The following is a 24,575-nucleotide window of genomic DNA, read 5'->3' as shown; positions in this document are numbered from 1 at the left end:
GTATACAAGATTTACACTTAATAACGGAGCACAGTGGAGCACTTTTCAACTAAATCTCCACTTATCATTTCCGACTAAATCTACTCCAACCGAACTTTTACCCATTGCAAAAAATAACGCGCACTTTTTGGTGCGCGTTATAAATACAGCCGTTGAAAAATGTGAATTATTTGGTGCGACTGCGCTTACGTAAGCCGACCAAAAACATAAGCGACATCAGTGCCAAGCCTAGTGAGCCAGGTTCAGAAACGCTCGCGGAGGAACGATGCAAAGTCACACTTAATGCATTATTCACCTGATTAAATTCCCAGTTCCAATCACTATCCAAGCCATTAAATAAAAACGTCGAGTAATCAAGACCGATAATCGTAGTCGCATTCAACACACTGAAAACTTGCCCATCAACAAAATTGTTACCGTTAAAATTCAATTGAAAAATACTGGAGTCAAGCAAGGTCAACACTCCATGTATATTTAATAAATCTTGCTCACCGCTATCAAAGAAATCGAGATAAGTTGTACCTGCCAAACTTACATCTGAAAAAAGGTCAAGATTCCCTGCGCTATCGATTGAAGTGCCAATTGACATGCTGGAACCATTCAATAAATGAATCGCATCAGCATGCAAACGACCAATGCCATTTAAATTTTCCAGCGATTGCACACCACCAATTGTCCAGTCACCGCCTTCAATTTGTATTGATTCAAATTCCTTTGTCACGCCAAGTTGGCCAGTACCGGAACCCGCCAAAATTAATTTGTCTTTTCCACTTCCTCCTTTTACAGCGCCTTCTATAACAGATCCGGTTGCAACCACCAAGGTATCGTTACCACCACCCAGATCTATCGCAGTATCACCAGTACGACTGCGAATAGTGCCGGTATTTTGCAGGTAATCATCCCACTCGCCCTGGAACACAACACCGGTAGATTTCGCGTCGATAGTGCCATGATTAATTAACGTGGTTTTACCAAAAGCTGCACCACCCTCACTATCGTCAATCAAAATGCCGCGATCTGAACTGTAAATCGTCGCACCGGCGTAGTTATTGATAATACCGCCGCCCATCGCTACACCATCGGCGCGATTAAAATCGGTAGGACCATCTTTAACACCGCCAGCGCCATTGGCTTCGATACGCCCGTAGTTATCAATACTACCGATGCGATCAATATCCACACCGTCTCCATCACCATTAATAAGTGAAGCATCGAAATTGCCGGAAATAGTGCCGTAATTAATTACACTGCCGGTGTTATCCAAATTAATTCCCGAACCGTTATGGCCGCTAATTAATCCACCTACTGCGTTAATAACATCCACTACGCCATCGCCAGTAATACCATGGCGACCGCCTTCAATAATGCCACCGGTTTGGTTTTGCACCCTGCCACCAAAACTTTGGAAATCGATTGCTTCGCTTGATAAATTCACTGCGCCGGGAACAAGCCCTGCACCACCACCAATAATTTTGCCGTAATTGATTACAGTACCGTTACTGCCAGGACGAATTGCATCGGCATCTTTGCTACTAATCACACCGGTTGCCTTGTTAACAATTTCAACAGTGCCATTTTCAATCGCGTTGAAATCCAGTGCCTGACCGGAAGCAGAATAAATATAACCGGCGTTATCGACGCTTACAGAGCCAACGGTGCCAGATGAAAAATTGATTCGCACTGCATCATTGCCGCCAAGAATCTGGCCCGTTTCAGAATTATGTAAAACCAATGAGCGACCTGCGCCGCCACTACTGCTGGTGTCAATCGCACGACCACCGCTGGTAGTTGCCTGAACCGTACCATGGTTATCAATAGTGACCGTTCCCGCCGTTGCGCCAGACCATGTAATGGTTTTATCTGTCGCATTCAGGTTAGCCCCCTGATTAACCACACCGGATTCATTACCGGTAATTGTTTTTACACCTGTAGCATTAGTATTGGCTGCAATCTCAAAGGGCACCGCCCAACTGGCCGAAGCACAGCCGACCAACATTAGTGAAAGCAGATTCTTTGATAAGGATTTAGGCAAAGAAGCAGGTTTGTTGATGTTTTTCGTCGCGATAGTTTTCATTTGAATCCCCGGCATATTCCACATGAGAAAATAGATGCCAAAGAATCGACAATAATTGTTACAAAACGATGAATTCAGTAATGGAATGTCAAAAATTAGCCATTCGGCGTGATCGAGCAATAACTCGTGCGGGATTTTTTTGTAAATCAAAGAAAACAGGAATTGATATTACGTGTGTTGGGGTTCGCAAGCTCAACCTACGCGGCCCGCACCAACCTACAATTAAGCAACTACCCCCGAGTGGAAACGAAATTCCTCGTCAGCCCCTTCAATCAACGTTTTCTCCACAGCTAAAAACTCCTGCACTCTTGCAGAAATATCAGCGCCTCCGGCAGCGCGTTTGGCGAGGGTTAGATAATCTTCGTAGTGGCGGGATTCAGATTTGAGGAGGGATAAATAAAATTTTTGCAATTCTTCATCGAGATAAGGGGCAACTTTGGCGAAGCGCTCACAAGAACGTGCTTCAATAATTGCGCCGACGATAAGTGTATCTATATAGCGACCAGGCTCCGAGGTGCGAACCAATTTGCGTAGTTCACCGGCATAGCGCCCCGGGGTTATTTGATCGTAAGCAACTCCCCTTGCCTTCATAATTGCCATCACTTGTTCATAGTGACGCAGTTCTTCACGTGCGAGGCGAGACATTTTGTTCATCATGTCGAAATCCCCTACATAGCGGAACATCAAATTAACTGCAGTGGATGCAGCCTTTTTTTCGCAGTTGGCGTGATCCAGTAATAACAGTGCCTGGTTGTCCAAGGCATTTTTCACCCAGGCATCCGGGGTTTCACAATGGAGGAATTGCTGGATTTTGGCGAGAGCATTCATAAGGTAAAAGCTATTTGTGTTGTTCGAGGGTTTCAGTGGTAACAAAGCACGGCGATATATAGCGTTCGTAATGCGCGCAAGAAAGTGCATAAAAATCTTTGTCGATGTTATCGCGTATCACTGTTAAAGGCGTGCCTGTCCATTTGACTTGCAGGGAGAGCCCATATAATGAGAGATCCTGAATCTGACTTGCGCCAGCACGCAGCAAATCAAATACCCAGCAATAAGGGTTCTGCTCGGGCTTGAATTGGATTTGCTGATGCTTAATTTGCGTGAGCAGTAATTTTTCATCGTTGACTTGAATCATATTCTGCACGATTTGCGTGAGAAAGTTTTCCAACCGCCGGGCAATCAACAAGCGCTGCTCATGGGTATAACTGTTCCAATCAATAACTTCATGGCCGAAGCGTTTGCAACCACGGCAAACACTATCGCCAATACCGGTGGAACAAATGCCCACGCATGGAGTTTTTACGGGTTTTAATACAAGCATAAAATGATTTTTTAACACGAGTCATCATCAGGATGGAGATGACTCGCTGGTTTAAATAAAACGGGTCAGTACGCAGAACCAGTGATTGCCAAATCAATTTTCCACAGCGAGCCAGCGCCGGTCAGGAACAGTGTTTTACCTTCCACACCACCAAAAGCGGCGTTGGTGAGATTCGCATCGGTAGTGGCTTGTGCAATTTGTTCGCCTGCCGGGGTATACACACGCAAGGTGCGCGCAAGATGTTCGGTCACATAAATATTGCCGAGACAATCTACTGCCATACCATCTGGAATAACGAGACTGGTTACCAAATCTTTTCCAGCTTGAGGCACGCCATTTACGACGGGATATGCGCGCAACAAACCTTGCTCACCACCACCGTTAACATAAAGCACGTCTTCCGCTGGCGATAACGCAATACCGTTTGGATTGCTGATGGTGTCATCAACCAATGTTACAGTGCCGTCGATAGCGACACGATACACACCGGTTTTTTCCTGTCCACCGGGCGCTGCATCGCGTTGGAAATCAGGATCGGTAAAGTAAATAGTACCGTCTTTGGCGATAGCAATATCATTAGGTGAATTGAACACATTGCCATTATATTGCTCGACTATCGAACTGCGCTCGCCCGTTGCTGGATTAAAACGGGAAAGGCCTTTGTATTTGTGCGTACCTGCCACTAACAAACCGTTGTTGTCTACCGCGAGACCGTTGCTGCCTGAATCATCAATCGCTGTTGTCACAGCGCCGTTGGTATCCAGTTTTTGAATACGCGATGAAAAACCGTTAGTGAAGACGAAATCGGAAAAATACAGCGAATTATTGATCCACACTGGACCTTCAAATAATCCTGGCTCGGTGCGGGTGGTATTCGCCGCTTCGATACGCACGGGAATAAGATCGCCCGCTGGCGCTGTGCCCTCACAAGCTGCAACAGCGGTTGTAGCTGGAGCGTCTGCCGATGCTACTGACGCATCGTTATTGACTGGGGTTTCTGCGGCTTTTTTATCGCAGCCAGCCAGAGTTGCCAGTAATCCGACCATCACGCCGGACAGGAACAGTTTTTTTGGTATTGCTTTCATAAATGCCTCATTCTTATTGCCTATGCCGCTTTATCGTTGCCGTAAGGGTTATATCGAGTCTCCAAATAAGGTCGCCACCTTATCACAATCGACATCAATATCGGCCTTAAAAACCGCTGCGTTTACGCCGCGCGCATTAACAGCCCGCGCCGCTTGAGGTATACTCTGCACCCGATTTACCGCTCTCTTGCGAGCATCTTTAAGAGCGCTTAATTTTTGAACGCTCTTAGTCATCCATGAAGGCCATGGATAGTCTCCGGAAGCAGAGATCCTGCCGAGGGAGTAAACTCCACACTAATGAGGATAAAACCGTGCTTGAAGCCTATCGTAAACAGGTCGCAGAACGCGCCGCTGAAGGTATTCCACCAAAACCGCTTAACGCCGAACAAGTTGCAGGATTGGTCGAGCTATTAAAGAATCCCCCCGCTGGTGAAGCTGAAGTATTACTCGATTTGATCACCAACCGCGTTCCTCCCGGCGTCGATGAAGCCGCCTATGTTAAAGCCGCTTTCCTAAGCGCGATTTTGAAAGACGAAGCCTCTTCTCCCCTGATCGATAAGCCTCTCGCGATTAAACTGCTCGGCATGATGCTCGGCGGTTACAACATAGAAACCCTGGTTAATTTGCTTGATGACGCGACATTGGCGCCCTTGGCTGCCAAAGAACTCAAGCACACCCTGTTGATGTTTGATGCATTCCACGATGTGGAAGAGAAAGTGAAAGCAGGCAACCCGCACGCGCAAGAGCTGATGCAGTCCTGGGCCGATGCCGAGTGGTTCACCAGCAAGCCTAAAGTTCCCGAGAGCACCAAGCTCACCGTATTCAAAGTCACCGGCGAAACCAATACCGATGACCTGTCACCAGCACCAGATGCATGGTCACGCCCTGATATCCCTCTACACGCACTCGCCATGTTCAAAATGACGCGTGACGGTATCACTCCTGACGAGCCAGGCAAAATCGGTCCGATCAAGCAACTTGAAGAACTGAAAACCAAAGGTTATCCACTGGTATTTGTGGGCGATGTCGTCGGTACCGGTTCTTCACGTAAATCAGCAACCAACTCCGTGCTTTGGTTCATCGGTGAAGATATCCCCGGTGTACCTAACAAGCGTACTGGCGGTGTGTGTATCGGCAGCAAAGTCGCGCCGATTTTCTACAACACCATGGAAGATGCTGGCGCCCTGGTATTTGAAGCACCGGTTGATGACCTGAACATGGGTGATGTGATTGAGATCCGTCCTTACGAGGGCAAAATCCTTAACGGCACCACGGGTGCTGTGATCTCTGAATTCAGCCTCAAATCAGACGTATTACTGGACGAAGTCCAAGCTGGCGGTCGTATCCCGCTAATCATCGGTCGCGGCCTGACCACCAAAGCTCGTGCATCATTGGGCTTGCCTGCAAGCACCTTGTTCCGCTTGCCAGAAGCACCGGCAGATAGCGGCAAAGGCTATACCCTCGCACAAAAAATGGTAGGTAAGGCGTGCGGTGTAACCGGTATTCGCCCTGGCACCTACTGCGAACCCTACATGACTACCGTAGGTTCACAGGACACCACCGGTCCAATGACCCGCGACGAATTGAAAGACCTGGCGTGCCTTGGCTTCTCTGCCGACCTGACCATGCAGTCTTTCTGCCACACCGCTGCTTATCCGAAGCCGGTTGATATCGAAACCCAACATACCCTGCCCGACTTCATTATGACCCGCGGCGGTGTTTCCCTGCGTCCAGGCGACGGTATCATCCACAGCTGGTTGAACCGTATGCTGCTGCCTGACACCGTAGGTACCGGTGGTGATTCGCATACCCGTTTCCCGATCGGTATTTCCTTCCCGGCCGGTTCCGGTCTGGTAGCCTTTGCTGCAGCGACCGGCGTTATGCCACTGGATATGCCTGAATCAGTTCTGGTTCGCTTTAAAGGCGAATTGCAACCGGGCATCACCTTGCGTGATCTGGTAAATGCCATTCCTCTGTACGCGATCAAAGCCGGTTTATTGACTGTTGAGAAAAAGGGCAAGAAAAACATTTTCTCTGGCCGCATCCTTGAAGTGGAAGGCTTGCCTGATCTGAAAGTAGAGCAAGCCTTTGAAATTTCTGACGCATCAGCTGAGCGTTCAGCTGCCGGTTGTACTATCAAGTTGGACAAAGCGCCAATCATCGAATACATGACATCCAACATCACCATGCTGCGCTGGATGATCGAACAAGGTTACGGCGACATCCGCACCCTTGAGCGCCGCGCGCAGAAGATGGAAGCCTGGATTGCCAACCCTGAGTTGATGGAAGCGGATGCCGATGCCGAATACGCGGCGGTTATCGACATCGACCTGGCCGATATCAAAGAGCCAATCCTCGCCTGCCCTAACGATCCGGATGATGTGAAAATATTGTCTGACGTTGCCGGCGCCAAAATTGATGAAGTGTTTATCGGTTCTTGTATGACCAACATCGGTCACTTCCGCGCTGCCGGTAAGCTGCTGGCCTCGACCAAAGATGAGTTAACAACTCGCCTGTGGATTGCACCGCCTACCAAAATGGATGAACACCAATTGATGGAAGAAGGCTACTACAGCATCTACGGCGTTAAAGGTGCCCGCACCGAAATGCCAGGCTGCTCACTCTGCATGGGTAACCAGGCACGCGTAGCGCCAAGATCGACTGTGGTTTCCACCTCAACCCGTAACTTCCCGAACCGTTTGGGGGAAGGTGCTAACGTGTATTTGGCTTCTGCCGAGTTGGCTGCTATCGCTGCAGTTATCGGCAAACTGCCAACGCCAGAGGAGTACCAAAGTTACGCCAGCAAGATCAACAGTATGTCTTCCGAGATTTATCGCTACCTCAATTTCAACGAAATTGAGAGCTACCAAAATGCTGCCAACGAAGGCAAGCGTATTGCAGCGGTAGAGATCCAAACTGTTGCTGTTTAACTAGCCCAGGCTCCAATAAAAAACCCGCTTGAAAGCGGGTTTTTTATACCTGCAATTTGCGTAATCCTTTACGCAAACCGGTTTTATTTTTCGAAACTAATATCCTGTAAGCGTACCTCCGCAGTTGTTTTTTGCTCGGGTTTTACTTTGATGTATAACTCGGTGAAACCGCGGGTGCTCTTAAGGGTAATACTGCTGCGATCATAGGTTTTTAAGCCGGAAGGTGAAATTGTACCTGAGCCAATCACCTCGCCCTCAGCATTGTCGCGACGAATCTCTACCAACCACTTGGTTGTCTCTTTAAAAAAAAGCGCTCCGATTTTTACCGATTTTATTGAGGTTAAATCATAGCGACCAATTCCAAATCCTGAGACTTCTTCACTGCCAAGTATTTTAATCGTTTTAACTCCATTGTAAGTATCTTGCCTGGTTTCTTTCGTTGCCGATGCAGCATTAAATACACTATCGAAATCCAAACGCGGCGGAATTAGTTTGATTTGCTCAGTCACTGCTATGGGAGCTAACTTATTTGCGCCCTTATCCGTATATTTAGCGGTAAAAATATAAGCCTCACCATTTACCGAGTAAGGTTTATTCGAACCCACTGCCGCCGAATTTTTTTGATGAGATTCAAGGTCAACAATACCGGACAATGCCAAACCTTTAGGCGAATGATCCACAGTAAGCGATAACACATAAGTCGCCAGTGCTGTACGTTCAGTTTCGCTTAAACCAGAGAACGCAGGCATATTCATTTCCCCCCAAACTCCCGCACCACCATTACCGATTTTATTCACCAGATATGCAAGCGCTGCGGAATCTTTTTGATATTTTTTAGCAACATCACGGAATGCCGGGCCAACCATTTTTTCATCCAGCTTATGGCAAGCCAGGCAATTATTAGCATCAACCAGCGCTTTACCTTGATCAATTAAATTTGCAGTTTGATGTCCTGGAGCTGATTTTTTCTCGGGCTCTACATAGGCGAAAGTAACCAGCGGATTACCATTTTCTATCCTGGAAATTACTCCATCCTCCTGATCGCTAACGGCAAAGGAATAACTAAACTGCTTGGTATCAGCCCAGAAAAACGATTGGTTTTGCGTGGTAGAGAAAGTAATTACTGGCGGTTCGTTGCCAATTTCAAGTGGCGCAGTGAAAAGTGACTTAGCACCCTGAACATCTGTTACTGCCAACTCCAGATTGTATTTGCCCGCCTTATCCAACTCCAGATTCAATTCAATATCGTCACCCAACGGACGCTCGGGACAGGATGCATCCGCACAATGCAACTTCCATGCGTAGGTAATTTTATCACCATCCGGATCAACTGATTTTTTTGCTGATGCGTGAATTTTTGCCGGAACACCAAATTGGGTTTTCTCCAGCGTAATTTCAGCAACCGGAGGACGATTGCCTGCACCAACGTATTCAATCCGCGCTAGCCGTGCGTCCGGGTTACCGGTGAACCATGACATTCCATATTCGAGAACATACAAAGTACCATCGGGTGCAAAACGCGCATCAATTGGTAGTGCGTAATTAATTTGCGGGGCAAAAGGTTCAATTTTTTTAATGCGCCCCTGCTCATCAAACGTCACGGCTTTCACCCAGGCACGCATAAAATCGAGAATAAATAATTTATTATCATAATAATCAGGATAACGATTTACTGATGCCGGGTAATCCGCTGAACGATATACATCAGCCACTAGCGCCGTGCGACCACCAGTCCCCATTTCAGGAAATACATCAGAAATACCGTAAGGATAAGCAATAAATGCCGGCTGTGCCGGTGGCAATTGTTTTGCGCCAGTGTTATTTGGTGAATTGTTAACGGGATTATTCACATCGACAAAAGCACCTGATTTTTTCTCGACGTAATCATATTGGTTGTAGGCGTGATTTTGTCCAATCACTAATGGCCAGCCAAAATTGCCCGGTGCAGTTACACGATTAACTTCATCGTAACCACGCGGCCCTTTCTCATCAGAATCATTGCTTGCATCCGGGCCGACATCGCCAAAAAACAGGGTGTTGGTACGTTGATCAAAAGTAATACTGTAAGGGTTGCGTGCACCCATTACGTAAATCTCGGGACGCCCTTGTGCTGCATCAGCAAATAAATTACCTGCCGGAATATCATAGCCCCCATTGGCTTTAGGAATTATCCGCAACACTTTTCCGCGCAAGTCATTGGTGTTACCCGCGCCACGCAATCCATCATTCTTTTTCATATCCTTACGGAAATCGACCGGAGCATAACCATCCTGATCGTGTGGATTGGTATTGTCGCCAGTAGAGAAAAACAATTCGCCATTATTACCAAACTGCAAATCGCCTCCGGTATGGCAGCAATTTTTATCGATAGCATATTGCAGGATTTTTTGTTCGGAAGCGGGATCTACCTGATTATTACGCCATTGAAAACTTGATAGCCGCTGATGAAAATTACCTTCGTCATCTTTAATCGTGAATGCAGCGAAAATTTGCTGATTTTTTTCAAACCCGGGATCAACTGCTACACCCACCAAACCCCACTCAAGAAACTTATCGTAAGCAACATTTAGTAACTTGCCTGCATCACTGGTTTGCCCCGTCTTGTAATCGACGCGATTAAACGCACCAGGGCGCAACGCAATCAGCGCATCGCCGTTAGGAAAGAACGCCAGCTTCACCGGCTCGTTTAAATTGTCAACCAAGGTTTTTTTAATAAAGCGATTATTTTCGGGACGAGACTTGGTGTAATCCAGATACGGCTTGAAGCCGGTGCGATGATTTAAACCAACGGCATACGTCATTCCGCCAAGCAGGTGCCGGAGAAACTCAGGATTGGAAAACACTTCACTGGTGTGTCCCAAGCCAGTGTAAAACGCGCGGCCACCATCGTAATCGTGGTACCACGAAATGGGGTGATCGTGATTGTGCTCGCCGCCTTGATAAGTTGACTCATCTACTTTGGCAACGACGTTGATAAATTCATATACATCGCGATAGTTGTACCATTCATCGGCCAAACTGATGCTATCCGGCAGTTTTGCGGTAGAGAGGTGATTTTTATCAATGATATTAACCGTCGCTTGCTGCACATTACTGGGGTTATCGGGATGGTTTTTAAAAACAGCTCCGACCAAATTGCGATACCAAAACCAATCGCCTTCCCACTCGGTATCGGCCGCCGCGTGAATCCCAACAAATCCACCGCCCGCTTGTATGTATCGCTCCATCGCCAATTCCTGATTTTCATCAAGCACATTAAGCGTGGTATTTAAAAAAACGATTGCATTAAATTGACTTAATTCGGCGTCAGTAAACAACGCCGCATCTTCGGTTGTAGTGACTGTAAACTGATTTTCTTTTGCCAGTTTTTCAAAGGCAGCAATACCTGCCGGGATCGAGTCGTGGCGCCAACCAGCAGTTTTGCTAAATACCAAAATTTTAGCATCGGCAATCCCCTGATTCTGCCCTGCGGACATAACTGTTTCCGCAGAAGCCGGAGCTGTTGCTGATTCTGATGTACCCTGCCCACACCCGGCGAGCATAAAAAGTGCTGCCAACAGCGGAAGCCATTGCACTTGTTTGATTAATTGCTGAGGAAAGTTGCCCATTACCGAACCTTTTGCTGTATTTATGAGTGGTTTTCTAGACGTTTTTGTAGGTTTTTTTTAGTAGAAGTGATACCCGACCAACACGTATTAAAACTATAGAACCGGTCGAAGGAAAAAGCACATCCCTGAAAATGAAAATGCCGCTGATAATATCAGCGGCATTTTGCTTGCGCCTGTAGGTTTACGCTTATAAACGCTTCTTTTCGCGCCTGATCGAAACTGCACTAGCCGCGGGATTTTTCCAACCAACGTTGCAGTCGGCTTTCCAAGTCATCGTAGCGAATCGGTTTGCTAATATGATCATCCATTCCTGCTGCCAGATAGGCACTATGGTCAGCCTCATTTTGCGTTGCGGTTACTGCAACTATCGGTAAGTGCCGGAGACTGTGAGTTGCGCGCTCATAAACACGGATTTTTTGCGCTGCGACTATGCTCTCTTCCTCTTTCATATCGTAGTCCATGAGCACCAGATCAAAGCGCTCTTTCTCCACGATTTCGACCGCTTCCAGCCCATCTTGTGCTATTTGCACGTAGCATCCCAGTTTCTTCAACATCGCGCTAATCACCATTTGATCTACCCGATGATCTTCAACCAACAACACCCGTGGGATTGCCGCAGCACCCTGATGTTCTTTATCGTGAAGCTTGCGCTCTTCATCAATATTGAGGCTTAACAGTTTTTGCATGGCAACATCATGCAAGCGTTTGCGCATGATTGGCTTCTCGATGACGCACACTTGCGGATTGCTGCGCAGATGTAATTTCATCTCCGGGCTATCGCTCTGCAAAATACTCATCGCAATAATTTGTTTTACATTGCCAATATCCGGATGCGCAACAATTTCACGTGAAAGTGCCAAGCCATTCATATTATTGAGTTTGGTAAATATCAACACTAAATCAAATGGTTCACCCGCGCTAACCTGTTCTTGCAACTTGCCCACCACTTGCGACTGGCCTGTAACAATTACCGTACTCATACCCCAAGCTGAAATTTCATCGGCGAGCGCATTGGCATTGCTATCCGGCAAATCCACCAATAATGCGCGCTTACCACGTAATTTTTGCTCAGATCCGAAGCGGCGCTCTTCATGCGAAACGACTTGCAAGGCAACGTTAATAAAAATGCGATTACCGCGATTTCTATTTTCGCGGAGGTGAATGCTACCACCCATGCATTCAGCCAAACCTTTGCATATGGACAAGCCGATGCCTTTCAAATTACTTTCACGTGCCTCCGGATCATTTTCACCGGCAACGTTTTTTTCGTTGTCACTAATGATGACCTGCAACTCACCAAAATCATCTTGCTCCTGGTGAAAACGCGCTTCGATATAAACATGCTCAATACGGCTGGCTTTTAATGTGTGGTTAAGCAAGGTTGCAAGAATCTGATTCAAGCGTGCCACATCGCCTTTGACACGCGACGGCATATTCGGATCGAACATGTAATAGAGTTCAATACCTTGCTGGTGTGCATCCAGAGTAAAATCCTGGACAAACTTTTCCAAAGCGCGACGCAAATCAAATTCAACTTCATCCAACACCAAAGTCTTGGTGGTGATCTTGGAAAAGTCGACAACGTTATTCACCAAATCAATCTGCCGCCCCGTCGCTTTATTTGCAGTCGCCAGTAATTCGCGGTGATGCTCTGATAATTGGCTGTCATCAATCAACGATAAGGTACTCATTACATCGCTGATTGATGAGCGGATCTCTTGCCCTAAATTCACCAGGAATTCATTTTTTAATTCAATTTGCGCTTGCGAACTCCGTTTTTCATTTTCCAAACCCTGGGCGCGCTCACGCAATGAATAATGCGCTTCCAATCGCTCCCAGTAGGCAAGCGATGTCACCTTGCCCTGATGGCTCAACATGATGTAAAACACCAGCATTATACTGCCGTATAAAATGCCCTCGGGAGTTCCAAGAAGAATGGCAGTAAGAGCGGCAGGTATTTGGCCGATGGCGAGATATAAACTGAGAAAGTGGCGATAGGGAGCAAAAACGTTGGAGACGCTCGAATAAAATACGACCGAGTAAAGCCACATCACCAGGGTTTCGCCTCGCATGCCTTGCACCCAGGTCAAGGTGACGAGAATGACACTCCACCAGGCGGCACCGAGACAAGACGCGAAAAAGTATTGGTTGCGCCAACGCGCAGGCGCACGTGCATAGAGGCTATCGAAACGAAAAAGATAATAACTGCGAACCAGTGTCACCAGTAGCAAACCGGTTACCAGGACTATGGCGAGATCATGCTCTTTTTCCTGAAATTTACCGAAAGCAAGACATAGGATGAAAACAATAAAATTCAGAATTAAACCACGGCGACTGTACTTGGCAACTCGCGCATCGGTTTCACGCATAATCGCGCGATCTTTTTGAACCTTGGTTGTGGGGACAAAAAAATGAAACATAGTGGTTCCAAAGTGGTTCTGGTGAAATAGTGATCTCTACATAGCCTAGCCGAGCAAATGCACAAAGACCTCTTTAATCACAAAAACCATGATTGCAAAACCCAAAACCCCAAAAAGAATAAAAGTACCGAATTTGCCTGCTTTGGATTTTTTAGCCAGATCCCACACGATAAAAAACATAAAAATAATCAAACCACCGCCACAGAGATACATAGCCCAGCTTTCAAATTGTTCGAGAGTCATTTTCAATTAAGCCTACAAGTGAAAGAAAAGAATAATTGGGGCGGCATTGTAGCGAAAATCCCGGCGAAAAGCCGGATTGAAAGGTGGCGTTAATCGCTTGCTGTACAGAAGAAAAAGCCGCTGGATAGCGCGGCTTGGGATGATGGGGTTAGGTCAACTATAGCTGGGCCAGCAGTTCGGGCACCGCCTCAAACAAATCCGCAACCAATCCATAGTCGGCAACTTGAAAGATGGCAGCCTCTGGATCGTTGTTGATCGCAACCACTATGCGCGACTCGCGCATTCCCGCAAGGTGCTGCACCGCTCCTGATAGGCCTACCGCGATATACAACTCCGGTGCAACTATCTTACCCGTCTGGCCGACCTGCAAATCATTACCGACAAAACCGGCATCAACTGCGGCGCGTGAAGCGCCAACGGCAGCACCCAGCTTATCGGCAAGCTGATATAGCAACTGGAAGTTTTCGCTGTTTTGCACGCCGCGCCCACCGGAAACTACTATACGCGCGGCCGTTAATTCAGGACGATCACGTGCAACTGCATCCTGGCAGATAAATCGACTGATGGCGCGGGCTTGAGGTGGAGCAACACTGACAATAGGTGCAGATGCTTCGCCTAATTCAACTGCCGCGAAGGCACTCCCCCTGACACTTAACAGTTTTACAGGCTGATCTGTCGCCATGCATGCAAGGGCGCTGCCCGCGTATATAGGGCGCTTGAATATTGAGGCTGATTCGATAGAAACCACATCAGTAATGGGCTGGATATCCATTAAAGCTCCTACCCCCGGCAGCAAATTTTTACCGTAGGTGGTAGCTCCCACCACGATATAGGCATAATTCTGCGCGAATTCCACAAGCCATGGGATGAGATCCTCCGCCAGCTGATGCGCGCAGCTATCCGCATCGGCAACCAATACCTGCCGGATTCCCGGTACTCGAGCTGCCATTGCCACCGAACCGGCACAATCCTTACCGATAACCAACAAATCCACATCCAACGCCACGAACTCTTGCAGGCAAGCAATAGCTCCCATGACTTTTAAGTTAACGTCACTGAAACCATTATTATCCTGCTCCACCAACATCAATACAGACGAGTTTTTTAGCTGACTCATAATATCTTGGCCTCCTGCCGTAATTTCTCAATAAGCTCAGCCGCGCTATGAACGATTACACCTTGCTTGCGCGTTTTGGGCGACTCGATTGAAAGGGTTTGCAAGCGTGGCTGTAGCGCCAACCCAAAATCAGACAAGGGTATTATCACTAATGGCTTTTGGCGCGCCTTTATAATATTGGGCATGGTGGGAAAACGCGGTTGGTTAAGCCGTAAATCGGTAGTAATTACCGCAGGAAGTGTAAGTGCCACAGTCTGTAAACCGCTGTCCAATTCACGGGTTACCCATAACTCATCACCTTTGCAGTTAATTTTCGAGGCAAAAGTGCCTTGCGAATAGCCACAAAGCGCTGCCAGCATCTGCCCGGTCTGATTGTGGTCACCATCAATTGATTGTTTGCCCAGCAGCACCAGTTGCGGTTGCTCTTGCTGGACAAGCGCACGCAGTACTTTCGCCAGAGCGAGAGGCTCGAGGGATTCTTCAGTTTGGACATGGATGGCGCGATCAGCACCAAGTGCCAAAGCGCTACGCAACTGTTCCTGTACTGTGCTGGAGCCAATGCTGACGACCACGATCTCACTGGCAAATCCTTGTTCTTTCAGGTGCACTGCCGCTTCAACAGCGATCTCACAGAAGGGATTCATTGCCATTTTGGCATTGGTGATATCCATACCACTGCCATCGGGCAGGGGGTGTACACGGACGCTATGGTCCACAACACGTTTGATTGCTACAACTATTTTCAAGACGCTTTCCTTGTGATGAAAAGATGAAAAACCTTCCCGTTATTATTCGAACTTCAGATTTTCAGCGCTAACGACTAACTTGATGGCCGATAGAGATGCCATTCAAACACATATCCGCCCTCACTCTCCAGACAACATAAGCGCTATTCTCATCAAGAAACGCAAAATTGGCGCGCTAAATAACATCCCCTACACCCACAACAAGGTGTACGTCACCGGTAGCATTGCGTAAACTGCCGACCTGTAACATTAGCCCCACTGTTGAACGGATTGTTTATGCGAATTACCAAACCTGCTGCTGTTGTCGTTATTTGTATTTTCCTGACTGCCTGTGTTTCATCGCTGCTAATCGGCAACCAATTGCAAAGCAAATTGATGTGGTCATTTCTTAAGCCGTTGGTTGGGTTTGACCCGAATGAAGTCAATCTATTCGAAACCCCCATGGTGAAAGACCGTATGACGGCGATTCTGGGCGATAAATACGAGCCCACTATGAAATTGCTACGCACCGCGCAGGAGATTCAACAAGAAGGCGCATTGTTTTATGTTGCATCGCGTTATGCCCCGCCGCAAGTTCAGGCAATTACCGACAAAGCAGCGATGGTCTGGAATGCTGACACCAACCAAATGGCGGTAATGCTAATTAAAGACGGCACCCCGGAAATTTTTTCGGAGCAAATTGAAGGAGCAAAAGAGGCAATTACGCCCGTGCTACCAAAACAACTGCAGGCTGCTTATGATCAAGCTCAGGCCGCTAAAAAAGTGCTGGATGAGCAACAAAAAGCATTATCAGATGTGAAAAAAATTGTCGACAACCCGATTGAAGCGGTATCAGAAAATCTAAATAAAAAAGTCGATGATGCGACTAAAAACTCTGTCGAAAAAGCCAAAACCAAAGCGAAAAAAACAACACCGGAATTGAATAACCTGATCGATCAGGAGCAGTCGGAGTTGGATGAAGCCCTAAAGAAAGAGACAACAGAATTGAAGGGCAACTGATCAACAATAACAGGGCAGAAACTGATTACTCTGCCCTGTTTTTATTTAGGCGTTTTTCCGCCAACTCCAGATCGTCTTGCGTATCAATGTCCAGACTGTCGTGAAATGACATTAAATAGGGAATTTCATGGGTGCGTGGAATTTTTTCTTCACGCAAAAAGTCATCCACTTTAAATATCGTAATTGCATTATTTGGCATGTAAAGTGACGGTAAATCCTGACGCCGCATATACGACGAATGCGCACCGCCAAGCGGCTGCAAAAATTCTCCTCCGCCCACATAGGCTTTCATCAACTGATTATTAATTTCATATACGCTGATAAGACTGTGACAGGTTGGAAAATCACGAAACTCAGCCAGGGCTTCAGTAATATGTGTTGCCGTGCGCAAGGGTGAGGTCGGAAGCAGCAAGACAATAATATCTTTTCCCATGAGTTTTTGGCGGTGGATAAATTCTGCAACGACTGGATCAATGGGGGATTCATCACGCGCCAAATGTGGATCGCGTTTTAAGCGCTCCGCTCCATAATAATGGGCAACTGCGAGGATTTGATCGTCGTCTGACGATACATAAGTTGCATCGATAACTCCCGATGCGGCAGCTGCTTTCAGCGTATACGCAATCAGCGGCTGGTCATTGAGCGGCGCAATATTTTTCTGCAGGATCCCTTTGGATCCACCGCGGGCAGGTACGAGCGCAAATACATTTGGCATAATCCCTCCAACATTTAACAAACGTCAATGTTGTATAGGGTATAGCAAAACACCAAAAAAAGGTCATTAAATGACCGACAGTTAATATCAAAGAGGCAATATGTAGAATATGAACCCGCCAACAACAAGTTGCTGCTGACAGGTTTCAATTAACGTTGAGAGGTAAATGGCAAGCGATCAACAATACCATCCAGGAAGTCGCCGGTTGATTTTAATGAACGAACGATAGTTTCCATCGCCTGGAATTGCGCCATAAGGCGTGCACGATAAGCATCGCTACGGCGCGTCAATGCCTCTTCATCCTTAGCTATATTTTTAATATCTTTATTGATATTGGTTTCACGTTCTTTAATGACACCCGAGCTTTTCAAGTAATCATCAATCAGGACAGTCAAGCTTCCTGCAAACCCGCGCGAGAAGGTGATTGAACCGGAGGTTGCACCAGGCTGCACAGTCATGCTCAACCCTTCCGCTTTACTGCCGATTGCAGGCAGCAATACATTGCCGTATCCGAATGCAGCCACACCTCCTATAGTCCCACCAACATCAGTGCCGTTCGTGCCTGCGGCAACTGCAAGGCCCAAATCAGCCATATCGTCACCAACTGCAGTAAATGCCACTTTACTTGCACTGCCATAGGCATCTGACTGAAACGCCAACTTGCCGGAATCAAACGATACGGTAACGCTGGTTCTAATTTCTTTGAAATTGCTGTCCAGGTTAATCAGGCTTTGAAATTCGGTAGCTAACTCCTGGCCAGTTGAATACGTTTTTCCTGCAGGCAGTGTAATGGATGAAGAAGTAACACCGTCAAGCAAAAAGGTAAAACTATAATCTTTGCCTGTAGTATCAAGAGGAAATGTCAGGGCAACATCTGCCCCAGTCAATTTGCCTTTGCTGGGTTGCTGTGTAATGACCACATCGTAAGTGCCTGGCTGGCTCTTGGCAGTGTATTTGGTAACCTCGATGTTAGGCGCAGTTGATGATATTTTGGGGACAAAAATATCGCGAACCAAATCGAAATTTTTATCAATTGCTGCGCGGAAGTCGACGTTCTCCTGATTGGTAATGATTTCTAATGACCCATCTAACTTGGTACGAATACCAATATTTGACAGGCTATTAAAATCACTTTGCAATCCCGGCACCGCGGCAGACAAAATATTACGCACACCTTGAGTTAAACTTTTGGCAAGCGAGTCGTTATGCAAACTACCATAGTCTTTCGCTTCATTATTAAAGCCAACTAATTTCTCAACTTCTGTTTTAAAAGTGTTATAGGCCATTACGAAGTCGCGGATAACTGTTTCAGCAGTTGCCTTATCTTCACTGATAGTGATGTTGATGGTCTCGGTAAGCGAACTGCTAAAAATATCAAATTCAAGGCCGTCAATAATATCGGTAATATGGTTGGATTCGCGATTAACCAGCAAACCGTTAATGCGTATTTTCGCATCCATTCCCTCTTGCTGCTGGACGAGATTGCGGCTGGCTTCATTGAAATCCATACGTGCGAGACCAGGTGCATCCGGGTCTTCTGTCGCCGTAATTTCGATTTCATTTTGCGCGCCGGATTTTGATGTAATTAGCAATTTATAGGAACCGCCATCACTCACAATACTAGCGGTGGCGCCAATATTGGCTTTGTTAATTGCGTCGCGCAAACCGGTCAGGGAATTATTGCTATCGTCGATAGTGATCGTCGCCCCTTTTTTTGAGGAGTCAACCGTAAAATCGTCTAATGCCGAATTCCAATCGCCCAAACGAATAACCAGCGTGCCTTTACCAATCGGCGCACTTGTGGAGGCAAAAGTTCCGGAACTTAATGATTGCGACTGAGCCACTTGCTCCACTTTCAATTGGTAGCTACCTGCAACGGCTTTAGCATCCAGCTTGGTAATATCAATCAGGCTAGTGTCAGGAATCGACAAGGATTTGGCGTTAAATGTATCAGCGCTACCCAAGGCAGCGGCAGCCGTTTCCAATTTGGCTAGCGAACTGCGCAATAAGCCATAATCAGAAATTTGGGTTTCCAACAGTGTCTTTTTGGTGGTAAGCCGTTGCGCCTGTACCATTTTATTGGCTTCGGTCAACTGATCAGCCAGCTTATTGGTATCAATACCAGACCCGGTCCCCAAAGCACTGATAATGCTGGAACCTGTCGATGCGTTGTTGTTAGTAGTACTCGATGTACTGCTCACCATGGATACCTCCACGCCAATGAATTACCGCTTGCCAAAGGTTAGCGGCAACCAGTGGGTAAACTTTAGCCGGTTTTGCCGCTTTTCAAGAAAATAACTTACGTTATGTAGAAAATTGCACAAACCAAGCCAATGTATTGATTTTATTATTAATAAATCAAATAAACACCTGCGGATTTAATCCGCCAACGGCAAGGTAAAATAGAACGTCGTACCCTTTCCCAATACCGAGTGATAATCAATTTTTCCCCCCATACGCTCAATAATTACTTTGGTGATACTTAATCCAAGTCCGGTACCATCCCGACGACGGGTATCAGATGAATCAACCTGGGCGAACTTTTGGAAAATACGCTGCCGAAAATCATCTGCCATGCCCTCCCCTTCATCACTCACCGAAACCTTTACTTGCCGATCTTCGCGTACCAGTTGTACACGCACAACACCATCCAGATAAGAAAATTTGATTGCGTTAGAAAGCAAATTGGCCATGACTTGCAAAAAGCGGTCAGTATCTACATTAACCATTGCTACGGCAGCTTCATCTGACGGGATTTCAATTTGCAATTGCACACCGTAGCGAGTGGCATAACCAAGATTCTGCTCAATGGATTCTTGTAGAAGTGGATAAATAGCGGCAGGTTTTATCGTTAACAGGACATTGCCAAACTCAAGCTTATCGACGTCCAGGATATCGTTCACCAGTCGTGTCAGCCGGTCGGCATTATTACTGGCGATACCCAGCAAATCTTTTATCTTATGTGGCAGCTCTCCCAAGCTGCCACTGGTCACAATACTCAATGCGCCTTTAATCGATGTTAAAGGTGTGCGCAGCTCGTGGCTGACGGTTGAGATAAATTCACTTTTCAGTCGATCTACTTTACGTTTGGCAGTTGCATCATGAATGATGAAGGTAAAAAATTTTCGCTCGTGGATTGCAACCGGGCTAACGCTCAATTCAATTTCCACATCGCTACCATCATTACAACGCCCCACACATTCACGTACATCAGTCGCATTAAATTCATCACCTTGCCCCATAAATTTATGGTGTAACACTGGAACCAAATCAGCGATATGCAAATTGGTAAATTGTATAAGCGGATAGCGAAATAATTGCGCTGCAGCCGGATTGGCTTTTTGGATAATGCCATGTTCATCTACCACCAGAATGGATTCGACTGCGTTTTCCAAAATAGCAGCCAGCTCCTTGGTGCGCTGTTCAACCAAATTGGTGATATGTTGCGTGCGCCCACTGATTAACAACAAAAACCCGCCCAGCAAACTGCAAAATAATAATCCACCAGCCAATACAAACCAGGACTGCAAACTCACATGCTCGGTTAAAAATTTTTTCGTTGGGCTTACGGTCACTAACAGTTTCCGTCCGCCAACGGATATTTCTCGATGGAACATCAATTCCTGCGCATAGGTCGACACTTGAAACGTACTTGCTCGATAAAATATTTGCGGACTGGCCGATTCGGTAACATCAACAATATTGAGGTGATAATCCCCCGACGAAAAAGGTTTCAGTATCGAGTCAATTAAGTCGCGGGTACGCACAATTGCAGTTGCATAACCCAGCAAAGATTGCTGTCGGACAGCAGGAGTCTGCGCGGTATCCATGTTGTCATACACCGGATAAAATACAATGACACCTGGTGAGTGTTGATCATCATTTAATAGCCGTAATGGTTTGGTCATGGCGAACGCGCCAGTATCACGCGCCTTGATCAAGGCTTCTTCACGCACAGGATCAGAGGCAACATTAAAGCCCAAAATCATGGCATTCTCTTGCCAGGGTTCGACATAAGTAATGACGATGTATTCAGCACGCTCCGGAGCAACAATAAAAGAATTATCCGGATTTTTTTCTTTTATATGAAAGTTTTCAATACCTTCTGACTGCATCCTGTTTTCATAGTTGATACGCTCGTTATGCGCAACCCTCTGGTTCCATGAAAATCCGGAAACACCCTGCTTTTCGACCATGACATATTTGACGTAAGAAGAAAATTCTTCGCGCGTGACATATTCAGAAGCAGCGAACAAACCACGCAGTGTCGCCAATGTATAGGTAACCGATGAGAGACCGGAATCTACCGCACCACTGACTAGCTGTGCTTGTTGCTGAAACTGGTCATCAAGTTTTTTCTGCTCGTTATTGCTCGACATAATAAATACAGCAATAACAATCAAACTGCTCACCACCAATGGTACCCCTACGGTGAGACGTCGCACGCGCCAAAAATGACGCGGCTCGGCAAACAAAACACACACCAATGGCGTTGCGATTAATACCCCAATGGCATCGCCAATCCACCAGGTCCACCAGCTATACAACATTTGCTCAATAGGAATAATGTGATTGAAATAAAGTGCCAGCACACCAATGCTGGCACTTATGCTCGTAGCAATTGGGCCACCAAGGGCAAAGAAGGCAAAAATTTTCCGTTCGTCAGTCAGGCTATTAGGGAAACCCACAAAGCGACGGATAAGCAAAGCACCTGTCAGGCTCGCAAGAGTACTACCGCATGCAATTTCAGCGGCCACTAAAACATCAGGAAGGGAAATTGACGGCGCAGGACTGATCGATATATTCAGCAGTGTGGAGCCGAAGAAAACCCCGATGGACATGGGCGCCCCCCAAATCAGGACGGCTCCCAAAGCAATTCCCATAGGAAGAAATATGCCAGAGACAAACCCGGGCGGGATTGCCAATAAAAGCGATAAGCGTCCAGCGATAACATAGCCCAGAGTCAATATAATAATGCGCAGCACAAGCAGAGCCGGTGTTGGACGCGGGATAGTAAACATGCAGCAAAACCTGATTTTGATTTATCTAAGCCTAGTCGACGCAGCACCGGATCACTTAAAAAAATCCAAAAAAAACCGCAGCTTGCTGCGGTTTTTCCAAACGGTTAAGTAACACTGCTTATCTGAGCAACTGCAACACCTGCTCAGGTCTCGCATTCGACTGCGCCAACATCGCCTGGGCTGCCTGCTGCAATACTTGCGCGCGGCTCAGTGCCGCTGTTTCAGCAGCGAAGTCAGCATCCACAATACGTGAACGTGAGGCCGAGGTTTTTTCTGATACGTTCGCCAGGTTAGACATGGTGAAGTCCAGACGGTTGTTGATAGCACCCAGCTGTGAACGAGCGTCGTTAATAGTCGCCAATGCATTATCGATCACACCCAGCGCTTTTTGGGCACCGGCAACCGAAGCAATACTGATTGATGCAATTGCAGTACCGAATGCACCTTCTGCGGTGACATTGGACTCCAACAAACCAAGCGTATCAGGGTCGGCATTTGCACCTAGCTTCACACTAATCGGCGAACCATTAGTACTGCTCAGTTTGATACCGCCGTTGACGCTATCACCATCTGCAACTGCCGCTGGCGTACCATGGTTATCGAAATCCGAATGAGCCAGGAGCGCGCCGCCCAAAGCGGTAGCCACCGAGCCGGTAGCACCATCTCTGAATGTCATTGATGATGCACTGCCTTCAAGGACAACACGCGTACCCAACAAGCTAGCCGAAATACCCGTCGCGTTGGTATTAGCGTTAAATAACGCAACCACGGAAGAAATCGTTCTGGTCGGCGATGCAGCGCCCAAATCAATCAAAACACCATTCAGCTCAAAAGGACCGGCTATAGTCGCCAAATCGGCGGTAGCGAAATCCAGCGTTGCCGATACGAATGCTTGCGCTGTTACTCCGGTATTTTCTTGTGCCGCATTAATTGCAGCTACTTTACCCGCTAATGAATCAGTGTTCTTGTTGGAAATAATGGTTCCATTGATAGTGAGATCACCAACATTCCACGCCACATTCGGCGTTTCAATACCTACACCTTCAATTTGGCCGGGAACAGTATTTTCACGGAAGCCCAACGCATCCAACTGGGCAAGAGTTCCCGTTGAACCACGGGTAATTGTAATAGGATCACCGTGTTCTGATTCCAGAACCAGACGCCCCGCATAAGTTCCCGCAATGCCACCACCAGCAGAACCGGCTGGAATACTACCATCGGTGATGGTGAAGCCAGCCACGTTGATGCCTGCGATACTCAGCTTGCTATTTTCACCAACGGCAGCATTCAACAAACCACCACTTTCGGTATTTATCTTGTCCACCAACTCCTTAAGGTTTTGGGTATTGGTTACCTGAATAGTTGTTGTGGTGCCATCCAGTTTAGTAATTGCAATCTGAAGGTTTTGACCATTTTCCAGTACACCGGTACCTGCGCCTGTCGCTGTGGCTTGGGCATAGGTTGAGGCATTTATGCCCAGTACGTTTTTGTTAATCAGGTCGACCAACTTATCCAGCGTTTGGGCGGGAACAATCGGTGGGCCAGCCAATGCATAACCATTGTAACTCTCCAATGATTTAGCAATGGATTGGCCATTAATCAGGATGTCATTTTCATTGATCAACAGTGTGGACAGGTCAATCTGACCACCCAACATATCAACACCAACAAAGCCCATACCGAGTGTTTTTGCATCCATCGCGGGAATTTTCATCGTGATGGTTTGGCCGGCATCAGCGCCTACCTGTAAATCAACTTTACCGAGCGAACCATCAAGCAATTTTTGGCCGTTGAATGATGTAGATGACGCAATACGATCCAACTCCAGAATCAGCTGCTGAACTTCTGCATCCAGCGTTTTGCGGTCTGCATTGGAATAAATACCGTTCGCGGACTGGATAGACAATTCGCGCATACGCTGCAGGATGTTAGTAGTTTCCTGCAACGCACCTTCCGCTGTCTGAATAAGGGACACGCCGTCGTTGGCATTGCGGATGGCTTGGTCCAAGCCACGAATTTGAGAGGTCATGCGATTGGAAATCGCCAGACCGGCAGCATCGTCTTTGGCAGAGTTAATACGTTGACCCGAGGATAAACGCTCGGTCGCCCGATCTAATGCGCTGCCTGAATTCAATAATTGACGCTGTGAATTCAAGGAAGCGACATTCGTGTTAATGACTAAAGGCATAATAAATCTCCTAATGATTGTTCCTGTTCACAGTTGCGTTTGCTGTGACAAGTCGACTGATGAAGCCCAGCGACATCGACAATCGAAATTGCGCGGTCTGTGAGAACT

Annotated in this window: 15 protein-coding genes; 2 read left to right on the top strand and 13 right to left on the bottom strand. The window is 47.0% G+C overall.

Annotated elements, in window-relative coordinates; translation table 11 throughout:
• Positions 1 to 166 precede the first annotated feature (166 nt).
• The 4 genes from AC1RJL_RS16435 to AC1RJL_RS16420 form a co-directional block, all read right to left on the bottom strand.
• The gene (locus AC1RJL_RS16435) at positions 167 to 2,074 is read right to left on the bottom strand and encodes a beta strand repeat-containing protein (protein WP_492915976.1); all 1,908 of its coding nucleotides are present in this window, start codon (positions 2,072 to 2,074) and stop codon (positions 167 to 169) included.
• 222 nt (positions 2,075 to 2,296) lie between these two features.
• Positions 2,297 to 2,902: a MiaE family protein gene (locus tag AC1RJL_RS16430; protein WP_492915974.1), complete on the bottom strand. Its 606-nt coding sequence runs from the start codon at positions 2,900 to 2,902 to the stop codon at positions 2,297 to 2,299.
• A 10-nt stretch (positions 2,903 to 2,912) separates the two neighbouring features.
• Positions 2,913 to 3,395 (bottom strand): DUF1289 domain-containing protein, encoded by a 483-nt coding sequence (locus tag AC1RJL_RS16425; RefSeq protein WP_492915973.1) that lies wholly within the window; start codon positions 3,393 to 3,395, stop codon positions 2,913 to 2,915.
• A 65-nt stretch (positions 3,396 to 3,460) separates the two neighbouring features.
• Entirely contained in the window at positions 3,461 to 4,480 is a 1,020-nt protein-coding gene (locus AC1RJL_RS16420; protein ID WP_492915971.1) for an SMP-30/gluconolactonase/LRE family protein, read from the bottom strand.
• Positions 4,481 to 4,791: 311 nt separating this feature from the next.
• Between AC1RJL_RS16420 and acnB the strand changes: the two genes are divergently transcribed.
• On the top strand, positions 4,792 to 7,410 hold the full coding sequence (acnB, locus tag AC1RJL_RS16415; protein ID WP_492915969.1) for a bifunctional aconitate hydratase 2/2-methylisocitrate dehydratase: 2,619 nt from the start codon (positions 4,792 to 4,794) through the stop codon (positions 7,408 to 7,410).
• An 83-nt stretch (positions 7,411 to 7,493) separates the two neighbouring features.
• On the opposite strand, the gene AC1RJL_RS16410 is transcribed toward acnB, so the two are convergent.
• The 5 genes from AC1RJL_RS16410 to AC1RJL_RS16390 all read right to left on the bottom strand — a co-directional run bounded on the left by AC1RJL_RS16410 (position 7,494) and on the right by AC1RJL_RS16390 (position 15,544).
• Positions 7,494 to 11,018, bottom strand: coding sequence for a ThuA domain-containing protein (locus AC1RJL_RS16410; RefSeq protein WP_492915967.1), 3,525 nt, complete (start codon positions 11,016 to 11,018; stop codon positions 7,494 to 7,496).
• A 224-nt stretch (positions 11,019 to 11,242) separates the two neighbouring features.
• Positions 11,243 to 13,438 (bottom strand): response regulator, encoded by a 2,196-nt coding sequence (locus AC1RJL_RS16405; RefSeq protein WP_492915965.1) that lies wholly within the window; start codon positions 13,436 to 13,438, stop codon positions 11,243 to 11,245.
• 45 nt (positions 13,439 to 13,483) lie between these two features.
• Positions 13,484 to 13,681, bottom strand: coding sequence for a DUF2788 domain-containing protein (locus tag AC1RJL_RS16400; protein WP_492915964.1), 198 nt, complete (start codon positions 13,679 to 13,681; stop codon positions 13,484 to 13,486).
• Between the two features lie 157 nt (positions 13,682 to 13,838).
• Positions 13,839 to 14,798, bottom strand: coding sequence for an electron transfer flavoprotein subunit alpha/FixB family protein (locus AC1RJL_RS16395; RefSeq protein ID WP_492915962.1), 960 nt, complete (start codon positions 14,796 to 14,798; stop codon positions 13,839 to 13,841).
• Positions 14,795 to 15,544, bottom strand: a complete 750-nt coding sequence (locus AC1RJL_RS16390) for an electron transfer flavoprotein subunit beta/FixA family protein (protein WP_492915960.1) — start codon at positions 15,542 to 15,544, stop codon at positions 14,795 to 14,797. The genes AC1RJL_RS16395 and AC1RJL_RS16390 overlap by 4 nt, the downstream gene beginning before the upstream one ends.
• Positions 15,545 to 15,820: 276 nt before the next feature.
• Here AC1RJL_RS16390 and AC1RJL_RS16385 point away from each other — a divergent pair, with 276 nt between their 5' ends.
• Positions 15,821 to 16,543, top strand: coding sequence for an Ivy family c-type lysozyme inhibitor (locus AC1RJL_RS16385; protein WP_492915958.1), 723 nt, complete (start codon positions 15,821 to 15,823; stop codon positions 16,541 to 16,543).
• A gap of 25 nt (positions 16,544 to 16,568) precedes the next feature.
• Here the strand turns inward: AC1RJL_RS16385 and AC1RJL_RS16380 are convergent, their stop codons facing one another.
• The 4 genes from AC1RJL_RS16380 to AC1RJL_RS16365 form a co-directional block, all read right to left on the bottom strand.
• On the bottom strand, positions 16,569 to 17,258 hold the full coding sequence (locus AC1RJL_RS16380) for an acylneuraminate cytidylyltransferase family protein (RefSeq protein WP_492915956.1): 690 nt from the start codon (positions 17,256 to 17,258) through the stop codon (positions 16,569 to 16,571).
• Positions 17,259 to 17,407: 149 nt separating this feature from the next.
• A complete protein-coding gene (fliD, locus tag AC1RJL_RS16375) occupies positions 17,408 to 19,462 on the bottom strand; it encodes a flagellar filament capping protein FliD (RefSeq protein WP_492915954.1) in 2,055 nt (684 codons plus the stop codon).
• Between the two features lie 174 nt (positions 19,463 to 19,636).
• Positions 19,637 to 22,279 carry a CHASE domain-containing protein gene (locus AC1RJL_RS16370; protein ID WP_492915952.1) on the bottom strand — a complete coding sequence of 881 codons (2,643 nt, stop codon included), beginning with the start codon at positions 22,277 to 22,279 and terminating at the stop codon, positions 19,637 to 19,639.
• Between the two features lie 118 nt (positions 22,280 to 22,397).
• Complete coding sequence (locus AC1RJL_RS16365; protein ID WP_492915950.1) at positions 22,398 to 24,467, bottom strand: flagellin N-terminal helical domain-containing protein; 2,070 nt, start codon at positions 24,465 to 24,467, stop codon at positions 22,398 to 22,400.
• Between the last annotated feature and the right edge of the window lie 108 nt (positions 24,468 to 24,575).

The sequence above is a fragment of the Cellvibrio sp. GW822-FHT04B05 genome, from assembly GCF_058800985.1.
The sequence above is the reverse complement of the archived record's forward strand: the minus strand, read 5'-3'. Positions and strand labels throughout refer to the sequence as shown.

Bases quoted from the DNA above. Each gene is read 5' to 3' on its own strand.
- AC1RJL_RS16435 (WP_492915976.1), bottom strand. From the start codon at position 2,074: ATGAAAACTATCGCGACGAAAAACATCAACAAACCTGCTTCTTTGCCT.
- AC1RJL_RS16430 (WP_492915974.1), bottom strand. From the start codon at position 2,902: ATGAATGCTCTCGCCAAAATCCAGCAATTCCTCCATTGTGAAACCCCG.
- AC1RJL_RS16425 (WP_492915973.1), bottom strand. From the start codon at position 3,395: ATGCTTGTATTAAAACCCGTAAAAACTCCATGCGTGGGCATTTGTTCC.
- AC1RJL_RS16420 (WP_492915971.1), bottom strand. From the start codon at position 4,480: ATGAAAGCAATACCAAAAAAACTGTTCCTGTCCGGCGTGATGGTCGGA.
- AC1RJL_RS16410 (WP_492915967.1), bottom strand. From the start codon at position 11,018: ATGGGCAACTTTCCTCAGCAATTAATCAAACAAGTGCAATGGCTTCCG.
- AC1RJL_RS16405 (WP_492915965.1), bottom strand. From the start codon at position 13,438: ATGTTTCATTTTTTTGTCCCCACAACCAAGGTTCAAAAAGATCGCGCG.
- AC1RJL_RS16400 (WP_492915964.1), bottom strand. From the start codon at position 13,681: ATGACTCTCGAACAATTTGAAAGCTGGGCTATGTATCTCTGTGGCGGT.
- AC1RJL_RS16395 (WP_492915962.1), bottom strand. From the start codon at position 14,798: ATGAGTCAGCTAAAAAACTCGTCTGTATTGATGTTGGTGGAGCAGGAT.
- AC1RJL_RS16385 (WP_492915958.1), top strand. From the start codon at position 15,821: ATGCGAATTACCAAACCTGCTGCTGTTGTCGTTATTTGTATTTTCCTG.
- AC1RJL_RS16380 (WP_492915956.1), bottom strand. From the start codon at position 17,258: ATGCCAAATGTATTTGCGCTCGTACCTGCCCGCGGTGGATCCAAAGGG.
- fliD (WP_492915954.1), bottom strand. From the start codon at position 19,462: ATGGTGAGCAGTACATCGAGTACTACTAACAACAACGCATCGACAGGT.
- AC1RJL_RS16370 (WP_492915952.1), bottom strand. From the start codon at position 22,279: ATGTTTACTATCCCGCGTCCAACACCGGCTCTGCTTGTGCTGCGCATT.
- AC1RJL_RS16365 (WP_492915950.1), bottom strand. From the start codon at position 24,467: ATGCCTTTAGTCATTAACACGAATGTCGCTTCCTTGAATTCACAGCGT.